Origin of the sequence: Sphingobium sp. (assembly GCF_032153725.1) — a bacterium.
GTDB lineage: Bacteria > Pseudomonadota > Alphaproteobacteria > Sphingomonadales > Sphingomonadaceae > Sphingobium.
In genome coordinates, this window is sequence record NZ_JALDYQ010000038.1 from 37,476 (window position 1) to 46,331 (window position 8,856).

At 63.6% G+C, this 8,856-nt stretch carries 8 protein-coding genes and 1 pseudogene; all 9 read right to left on the reverse strand.

The genetic code is table 11. The features are described 5' to 3' along the window. Positions 1-496: 496 nt before the first annotated feature. Positions 497-763: a formate dehydrogenase subunit delta gene (locus RUH75_RS13455; protein ID WP_313806740.1), complete on the reverse strand. Its 267-nt coding sequence runs from the start codon at positions 761-763 to the stop codon at positions 497-499. Continuing rightward, positions 763-3,609 carry a formate dehydrogenase subunit alpha gene (gene fdhF, locus RUH75_RS13460; protein WP_313806756.1) on the reverse strand — a complete coding sequence of 949 codons (2,847 nt, stop codon included), beginning with the start codon at positions 3,607-3,609 and terminating at the stop codon, positions 763-765. The genes RUH75_RS13455 and fdhF overlap by 1 nt, the downstream gene beginning before the upstream one ends. A gap of 16 nt (positions 3,610-3,625) precedes the next feature. Next, positions 3,626-4,450: a formate dehydrogenase accessory sulfurtransferase FdhD gene (fdhD, locus tag RUH75_RS13465; RefSeq protein WP_313806742.1), complete on the reverse strand. Its 825-nt coding sequence runs from the start codon at positions 4,448-4,450 to the stop codon at positions 3,626-3,628. Further along, entirely contained in the window at positions 4,434-6,029 is a 1,596-nt protein-coding gene (locus RUH75_RS13470; RefSeq protein ID WP_313806758.1) for an NADH-ubiquinone oxidoreductase-F iron-sulfur binding region domain-containing protein, read from the reverse strand. Before RUH75_RS13470 ends, fdhD begins: the two co-directional genes overlap by 17 nt. A 6-nt stretch (positions 6,030-6,035) precedes the next feature. Continuing rightward, positions 6,036-6,431: pseudogene (locus tag RUH75_RS13475) on the reverse strand (NAD(P)H-dependent oxidoreductase subunit E); the annotation flags it as partial. Next, positions 6,428-6,754, reverse strand: coding sequence for a 2Fe-2S iron-sulfur cluster-binding protein (locus tag RUH75_RS13480; protein ID WP_313806744.1), 327 nt, complete (start codon positions 6,752-6,754; stop codon positions 6,428-6,430). The gene RUH75_RS13480 and the pseudogene RUH75_RS13475, both read right to left, overlap by 4 nt. 27 nt (positions 6,755-6,781) lie before the next feature. Beyond that, positions 6,782-7,621 carry an S-formylglutathione hydrolase gene (gene fghA / locus RUH75_RS13485; protein WP_313806746.1) on the reverse strand — a complete coding sequence of 280 codons (840 nt, stop codon included), beginning with the start codon at positions 7,619-7,621 and terminating at the stop codon, positions 6,782-6,784. A 7-nt stretch (positions 7,622-7,628) separates the two neighbouring features. After that, entirely contained in the window at positions 7,629-8,030 is a 402-nt protein-coding gene (locus RUH75_RS13490) for a VOC family protein (protein ID WP_313806748.1), read from the reverse strand. 14 nt (positions 8,031-8,044) lie between these two features. Beyond that, on the reverse strand, positions 8,045-8,856 hold an 812-nt coding region (locus tag RUH75_RS13495; protein ID WP_313806750.1), incomplete at its 5' end, for a zinc-binding dehydrogenase.

An 8,856-nucleotide genomic window follows, 5' to 3' on the forward strand; every position in this document is an offset into this window, starting at 1 on the left:
CGCGACTATAACCTCTGCAAAGCGCTGATCATCCGACTCCGGAGGGGCGGATATCTTCGGAAGTTCACCATTGTTCTATGCAGAAGCGCGCTGATCCCGGCCTCGCGCACTCTGAGAACACCGGTCTGCAGCAATTTTTCTTGACGGCATGACGCAATTGCGAGCGACGTCAAATTGAAAATCCGCTATGGGCGCTTGCGCCGCCGCTCGCAACCGATGGTCCATGCACCGCCGCGCCACCGTGTTCTACCCCGTGCAGAGTTGCGTGGTAATCTGGTTGTCCTGTCGAACGCGCTGGATGATCGAGTTGCCCGCGGCCGCTCGTTGTCGGACGGAGCGGTGAGCGACCCACCCCTAAATTCGTGGCCCGAGCTAAGCGCCAAGAGCGGAGACGTCTCCGATTTCGACAGCGCCAGTGCCACTGCCATATGGACGTTGGCCCTGCCCTAGGCCGACGATCACGATGCCGTTTCATCCGCCCAACATGGATGCCTCGTCACCCTGCGTCAGAGCCGCCACTTTTGCTCCGTTCCCGGGCGATGGTTGCCACCACTGCAGGATGGCAGCGTAGATTCTCAACAGCCTTAACTACGATCGGGTCCAGACTTGCCATGTCCAATTCTAGCAATCGAGCTTTCATAGCCGGATCCCAGAACAACATGATGTGCGCGGCCACCTCCGCTACTGCAACGCCCTCTCCCTGCATGGCAAGATTTCGCGCGATTTGGTTCGCCATGTAGACGAGCCGATCCTGCGGCGACATCACTCCGCCGGGACCGCGTCAATGCGCCGCGCGCGCGCGGTTTGCGCCTCATAACTCCGCTGCCAGTCAGACGGTCCGTTCGAGGAGGACACCTGCACCGCGGTCACCTTGTACTCTGGGCAGTTGGTAGCCCAGTCCGAATAGTCGGTGGTGATCACGTTGGCCTGCGTCACCGGATGATGAAAGGTGGTATAGACGACGCCGGGCGCTACCCTTTCGGTGACGAGCGCACGCAAGGTCGTTTCGCCCGCCCGGCTGCGCAGCGTCACCCAGTCACCGTCGTGCAGGCCGCGATTTTCTGCGTCATGCGGATGAATTTCCAACCGGTCCTCCGGATGCCAGGCGACATTCTCGGTCCGCCGCGTCTGCGCTCCGACATTGTAGTGACTGAGGATGCGGCCCGTCGTCAGCAGAAGCGGAAAGCGCGGGCCGGTCTTCTCGTCGGTAGGCACATAATCGATGACAACGAAATGCCCCTTGCCTCGCACGAAACCATCCATGTGCATCGTCGGCGTACCGAGCGGCGTTGCCTCTGTCGCGGGCCATTGCAGCGACCCATGCGTCTCCAGCATATCGTAGCTGACGCGCGCGAAGGTCGGCGTCAGCGCAGCAATCTCGTCCATGATCTGGGATGGGTGGGCATAATTCCAGCCCAGCCCCATCGCCTGCGCCACCAACTGGACGATCTCCCAATCTGCATATCCGTTCTTCGGACGCATGACCTGCCGCACGCGCTGGATGCGGCGTTCGGCATTTGTGAATGTCCCGTCCTTCTCAAGGAAGGTGGAGCCTGGCAGGAAGATGTGTGCATAATTGGCGGTCTCGTTCAGGAACAGGTCCTGCACGACGACGCATTCCATCGCTGCGAGCCCCGCCGCGACATGTTGCGTATTGGGGTCGGACTGGAGGATATCCTCACCCTGCACGAACAAGGCCTTGAACGACCCGTCGGTCGCGGCGTCCAGCATGTTGGGGATGCGCAGGCCCGGCTCTGGATCGAGCGGCACGCCCCAAGCCTGTTCGAACAAGGCCCGCGTGGCGGGATCGGCGACGTGGCGATAGCCCGAATATTCGTGCGGGAAGCTGCCCATGTCGCACGCCCCCTGCACATTGTTCTGTCCGCGTAGCGGGTTCACCCCCGCACCCTCCAGCCCGACGTTGCCTGTCGCCATGGCTAAATTGGCGATGGCGATCACGGTCGACGAGCCCTGCGAGTGCTCGGTCACGCCCAGTCCGTAATAAATCGCTGCCTTGCTGCCGCGCGCATAGAGCCGCGCTGCCGCGCGCACGTCTGCGGCGGGCACGCCGGTTAGATGCTGGGTCGCCTCGGGGGATCGCTCGGGCTGGCCGACGAACTCTGCCCAATCGACGAACTCATCCCAGTCGCAACGGTTGCGGACGTAGTCGTCGTCCGCCAACCCCTCAGTGACGATGACGTGCGCCAGCGCGGTCAGCACCGCCACATTGGTGCCGGGCCGGAGCGCCAAGTGATGCGTGGCCTCGATGTGGGGCGAACGGACGATGTCGGTGCGGCGCGGATCGATCACGATCAGCTTCGCGCCCTGGCGCAAACGTCGCTTCATGCGGCTGGCAAACACCGGGTGACCGTCCGTCGGGTTCGCGCCGATAACCAGTATCACGTCGGCATGCATGACGCTGTCGAAATCCTGTGTGCCTGCCGATGTGCCAAAGGTAGCCTTCAGCCCGTAGCCGGTCGGCGAGTGGCAGACCCTCGCGCAGGTATCCACATTGTTGTTGCCAAAGCCCTGCCGGATCAGCTTCTGGACGAGATAGGTTTCCTCGTTGGTGCAGCGGGACGACGTAATCCCGCCGACGCTGCGGGTGCCGTGCGCCAACTGGATGCGCCGAAACTCGCTCGCGACGCGATCGATTGCCTCCTCCCACGAGACCTCGCGCCAGGGCTGGTCAATCGTTTCGCGGATCATCGGTGCAAGGATGCGCTCCTTGTGGTTGGCATAACCCCACGCGAACCGCCCCTTCACGCAACTGTGGCCGCGATTGGCCTTGCCATCCTTCCATGGGACCATGCGCACGAGCTGCTCGCCACGCATCTCGGCGCGGAAGGTGCAGCCGACGCCACAATAAGCGCAGGTGGTGACGACCGCGCGATCGGGCGTGCCGATCTTCTCCACCTCCTTCTCAATCAGCGCTGACGTCGGGCACGCCTGCACGCAAGCGCCGCACGACACGCACTCGGACGATAGGAAATCCTGATCCTGGCTCGCGGCGATATGGCTGGCGAAACCGCGCCCGTCGACCGTCAGCGCGAGCGTCCCCTGCACCTCGTCGCACGCCCGTACACAGCGCGAGCAGACGATGCACTTTGCTGGATCGAAGGTGAAATATGGGTTGGAGTCGTCCTTCTCCGCAGCAAGATGGTTCGCGCCCTCATAGCCATAGCGAACGTCGCGCAGGCCCACGGCGCCCGCCACGTCCTGCAATTCACAGTCGCCATTGGCTGAGCAGGTCAGGCAATCGAGAGGGTGATCGGAGATGTAGAGTTCCATCACCCCCCGGCGGAGTTGGCTGAGCCGCTCGCTTTGCGTACGAACGGACATACCCGGCGTGACAGGCGTCGTGCAGGAGGCCGGAAAACCCGCTCGACCCTCGATTTCGACTAGACAGACGCGGCACGATCCAAACGCCTCGAGGCTGTCCGTCGCGCACAATTTCGGGATGGAGGTGCCTGCCAGCGCCGCGGCCCGCATAACGGTGGTGTCTTCCGGGACCTCGATTGATTGGCCATCAATGATGAGGGTCACCATCCTCTGCGCTCCCGCCGGCGCGGGCTTAGTACCTAAATCGACTTCTCCGAGCCAGGCCATGATCAATCCCTTCCGATCATTCGAGGAGCGATCCATGCGGATCATTTACCAGCAGCATGCTGTCCCGCCGCGCCAACGACACGAGCGTAAGTCCGGCCGCCTCAGCTCGCTCGACCGCGAGACTGGTTGGCGCCGAGATGGTGACCAGCATCGGGCAACCCGCAGTCACCGCTTTCTCGACCAGTTCGTAGCTGCACCGCGCCGTGAGCAGAAGGAATCCGGCGTGAAGATCTAATCCTGCTCGCAACGCCGCGCCCACCAACTTGTCCAGCGCATTGTGACGGCCGATATCCTCACGGACCGCCAGCAGCGTGCCGTCCGGCGCACAGAAGGCGGCGGCGTGCGCGGCGCCGGTCGCACGGCCGAGCGGCTGGCGATCGCCGATGGCTGCGAGGGCGCGGGCCACGGCAGCGCGCGTGACGTGGGGGCCCGGCGTGAGGCGGGGCAGTGGCCGCAGCACCTGCTCGATCGTTTCCAGCCCGCACAGCCCGCAACTGCCCTCGGAAAGGCGCAGACGTACACGATCCATGAAATCGGCGCCCGATCGCCCGCGCAGACTAATCCGCACTACCCAGCCTCGCGGCAGCTCGGAGGCCTGGACGTCGGCGATGTCTTCGATCGTCGTCGCCAGCCGCTCCGAGAGCGTGAAGCCAACCGCATAATCGTCAAGATCGGCAGGCGTCGCCAGCATCACGGCATAGCCCACGCCGTCATATTCCAATGCGACTGGGGTCTCGAGCGGCACTTCCCGGCTACCTTCCTGATCCGCACCGGCATCGAAGCGCAACGTGCGCGCCGGCACACGGTCGACGGCGAGGGCAGCGTCAGGCGGCATCCGCATGGCGGTCACCGCCCCCGAAATCTTCGGGAAACAAATTCAACGCGCTCAGCACCGGATAAGGTGTGAAGCCGCCAAGCGCGCAGAGCGAGCCGTGTTTCATCGTGTCGCACAGATCGCGCAGCAGCATGATCTCTTCGTCAACGCCGCGCCTGCGATGCCGTGCATTACGAATCTGCGGCAAGGCCTCCACCCGATCGCCCGCGCGGGCCGCACCGCCGATGATCCGGTCCATCAACTCGACTCCGCGTGTCGAGCCGATGCGGCACGGCGTGCATTTACCACAGCTCTCGGCCGCGCAAAATTCCAGCGCGAACCGCGCCATTCGGGCCATATCAACCGTGTCGTCGAACACGGTGATCCCGGCATGGCCTATAAGGCCCCCGGCTTGAGCGAATGTTTCGTAGTCGAATGCAAGGTCGAACATGGATGGCGGGAAATAGGCGCCGAGCGGCCCGCCCACCTGCACGGCGCGCACCGGCCGCCCGGACGCGGTACCTCCACCTACCTCCTCGACCAGTTCGCGCAGAGTGATGCCGAAGCCGATCTCGAAAAGCCCCCCATTGCGGATATTTCCCGCCAACTGTATCGGTATCGTACCACGCGAACGAGCCAAGCCCATCTCCGCGTAGCGCTCCGGACCCTCGGCTAGGATGAACGGTACGGCCGCAAGGCTCAGCACGTTATTGATCACGGTCGGCTGTCCAAACAACCCCCTGATTGCCGGCAGCGGAGGCTTGGCGCGTACCTGCCCGCGCTTACCCTCGATCGATTCCAGCAGCGCGGTCTCCTCGCCGCAGACGTAGGCGCCCGCGCCCTCGCGCACCTCCAACGTGAACGGCGCAATTAGATGGGCCGATGCCTCGATCGCGGCACGCATGGTGCGGATGGCAAAAGGATATTCCGATCGAATGTAGATGTAGCCATGAGTGCCACCCACCGCATGCGCCGCGATCGCCATGCCTTCAACCAGGCAGAACGGATCGCCCTCCATCAGCATGCGATCGGCGAAGGTACCGCTATCGCCCTCGTCCGCATTGCAGACGATGAACTTTTCATCGGCCGGCGTGTCGAGGACGGTCTGCCACTTCATCCCGGTGGGGAAGCCGGCCCCTCCCCGGCCCCGCAGACCAGATTCCTTCACCGCATCCACGATCTGCTGCGGCGTGCCTGCGCGCGCCGCAAGTAACCCCGTCCAGCCGTTATGTGCGGCGTAGTCGTCGAGGCTCAAGGGATCGACGATGCCGCAGCGAGCGAAAGTGAAGCGCTGCTGCCGGGCGAAGAAGGGCAATGTAGCGACATCGCCCAGCCGATTGGGGTGGCTGCCGTCGAGCACTCGGCTTACGTCGCTGACGGTGACTGGACCGTAGCCGACGCGGCCGTCCGGCGTGTCGAGCTCGACCAGCGGCTCAATGGCGAACAGCCCACGGCTGCCGGTGCGGATCACCTCGGCCCCTGCTTCTGCCATCGCTTCTGCGACTGCGTCCGCGCCGAGCGCAACCGACGCCGCGTCGCAGGAAACATAGGCCTTGAAGCCGGCCGTAGACGCTGGAAGTTCGTAGCGCGCCGCAGAGGCGCGCAGCGCGCGGGTGATGCGGTCGGCATCGGCTGGCGCGAGCGGGACGTCGTCGACCAGTGCTGCCGGGCCGATCGCGCACAAGCCGAGGCAGTAAACCGGCTCCACCGTCGCGTCGACCCCTTCAAGCGCGGCGGCAACTTCGTCGGCCCCGCGCGCCTTGCAAGCCTCGGCTCGGCAGAGCTTGACGTGGTTACCGACAACGCGTGACGCGCGAAAGTCATGGTAGAAGCTGATGACGCCGTGGACCTCGGCGCGGCTGAGGTTGAGCGCATCGGCAATGATCGGCACCGCCTGCGTGGGCACATGGCCGATTTCTCGCTGGATCGCGTGCAGCAGAGGAATAAGGCCGCCCCGCACCGCGGCAAAATGCTTAGCCAGCGCTGCGAGGTGGCCCTCTTCACTCACAACGCTTGGCCCTCTGGCGCGATCGTCACATGCAGCCCATCTAGCGCCTCATGGAACTTTAGCTGACACGATAGCCGGGAGTTCGCGAGGCGATGATCAGAGCTGTCGAGAAGATCATTCTCGTCTTCGGACACCGGTGGCAGCCGGTCAGCGAAGGACGCATCGACATAGACATGACATGTCGCACAGGAGCAACAACCGCCACACAGGGCGAGCAGCTCATCCACCCCGCCATCACGGATGATCTCCATCACTGAAACGCCGGCATCGCCATTTAGGGTCTTCTGGTCGCCGTCGCGAGTTGTGAGCTTGATTGACGGCATTCTCGCGGTCCTCTCGTTTGCTTTCGCTCAACCGAGCCTTGCGGCGTGCCAGCGGAGATGATCAGACATGAAAGTGGAAATGAAGTAGTAGCTGTGGTCGTAGCCCGCCCGTAGGCTGAACGTGAGGTCGATACCTGCATGTTCGCAGGCGTCACGCAGCAGGTCGGGCCGCAGCTGACTGGCGAGGAACTGATCCGCATCGCCCTGGTCCACGAGCAAAGCGGGAAGGCGCGCACCATCTTCGATCAGTGCCACGGCGTCATGCTTACGCCAGGCCGCCCGATCGTCACCAAGGTAACCAGCGAGCGCCTTCTCGCCCCACGGCACCTGCGATGGGGCGACGATCGGCGCGAAGGCGGACACCGCCTTGTAGCGATCCGGGAACATCAGCCCGATCGTCAGCGCGCCGTGGCCGCCCATCGAATGGCCCATGATCGACTGGCGATCCATATCCACCGGAAATTCGGCGGCAATGAGGGCGGGCAGTTCCTCGGTGACATAGGACCACATGTGATAATGCGTTGCAAAAGGTTGCTCGCTGGCATCGACATAAAAGCCCGCGCCAAGGCCGAAGTCGTAGGCACCGGCGGGATCGTCGGGTACGCCCTCACCGCGCGGTGACGTGTCGGGCGCGACGAAAATCAGGCCCAGCTCGGCACATGCTTTTCGATACTCCCCCTTTTCGGTCACATTGGCATGCGTGCAGGTGAGGCCAGAAAGGTACCAGACCAAAGGCAGTTTTGCTCCCGCCTCGTGCGGCGGCACGAAGACCGAGAAAGTCATCTCGGTCCCGGTGCTCACCGCGCGATGCTTGTAGACGCCTTGCGTACCACCATGAGCGATAGCGGCGCTGACAATATCAAGCATCGTCAGATCACTCGGTGAAGGCGTAAGCGCAGATCTTGTTTCCGCCCGGATCGCGCAGGTAAGCGGCATAGGCACCGGGCAGGTGGCTACGCGGACCGGGAGCCCCCTCATCGGTACCTCCGGCGGCAAGACCAGCTGCGTGGAAGGCGTCGACGTCCGCTGGCGTCACGGCCGCGAAGCCAATGGTCACGCCGTTGCTCGACGGCGCCTCTCCGTTACCCGGCCGCACCACGAGGAACGCTGGCTTGTCCTTGCCGTAGAGCATCCAGTTGTCACCGAACGGCCCGAGGTTCGTCACACCTAGTGGTGCCAACGCCGCATCATAGAACTTCACTGAAGCATCAAGATCCTTCGCGCCAAGCATGGTGTGCGAGAAAACGCCGTCACCAGAGATCACTGCCATATCCATTCTCCTCGTAAAAATCAGAAGACCACGACGCTGCGAATGCTCTCGCCGGCATGCATAAGGTCAAAGCCCTTGTTGATCTCGTCCAGGCTTAGGACGTGCGTGATCATTGGGTCGATCTCGATCTTGCCGTCCATGTACCAGTCGACGATCTTGGGCACATCGGTCCGCCCCTTCGCGCCGCCGAACGCCGTGCCGCGCCAGTTGCGGCCGGTGACAAGCTGGAACGGGCGGGTCGCAATCTCCTTGCCCGCCTCGGCCACGCCGATGATGATGCTGGTGCCCCAGCCGCGGTGGCAAGCCTCGAGCGCAGTGCGCATCACCTCGGTGTTGCCAGTCGCATCGAAACTATAGTCGGCGCCGCCGTCGGTCAGCTCGAGCACCTTTGCCACTGTCGCCTCGCGGGAGAGACCCCTGGAGTTGAGGAAGTGCGTCATGCCGAAACGGCGACCCCATTCCTCGCGGTCGGGATTGATGTCGACGCCGATGATCCGAGCCGCGCCCGCCAGCCTCGCCCCCTGGATGACGTTGAGGCCGATTCCGCCGAGTCCGAACACCACGACATTCTCGCCGACCTGCACCTTGGCGGTGTTGACCACGGCGCCGACGCCGGTCGTCACACCACAGCCGATGTAGCAGCTGGTCTTGAATGGCGCGTCCTCGCGGATCCTCGCTACAGCGATCTCGGGAAGGACGGTGAAGTTCGAGAAGGTCGAGCAGCCCATGTAATGGAAGATCGGCTGGCCCTTGTAGCTGAACCGCGTCGTGCCGTCCGGCATCAGCCCCTTGCCCTGCGTGGCGCGGATCGCGGTGCAGAGGTTGGTCTTGC

Bases quoted from the DNA above. Each gene is read 5' to 3' on its own strand.
- fghA (WP_313806746.1), bottom strand. From the start codon at position 7,621: ATGCTTGATATTGTCAGCGCCGCTATCGCTCATGGTGGTACGCAAGGC.
- RUH75_RS13490 (WP_313806748.1), bottom strand. From the start codon at position 8,030: ATGGATATGGCAGTGATCTCTGGTGACGGCGTTTTCTCGCACACCATG.
- RUH75_RS13480 (WP_313806744.1), bottom strand. From the start codon at position 6,754: ATGCCGTCAATCAAGCTCACAACTCGCGACGGCGACCAGAAGACCCTA.
- RUH75_RS13455 (WP_313806740.1), bottom strand. From the start codon at position 763: ATGTCGCCGCAGGATCGGCTCGTCTACATGGCGAACCAAATCGCGCGA.
- fdhD (WP_313806742.1), bottom strand. From the start codon at position 4,450: ATGCGGATGCCGCCTGACGCTGCCCTCGCCGTCGACCGTGTGCCGGCG.
- fdhF (WP_313806756.1), bottom strand. From the start codon at position 3,609: ATGGCCTGGCTCGGAGAAGTCGATTTAGGTACTAAGCCCGCGCCGGCG.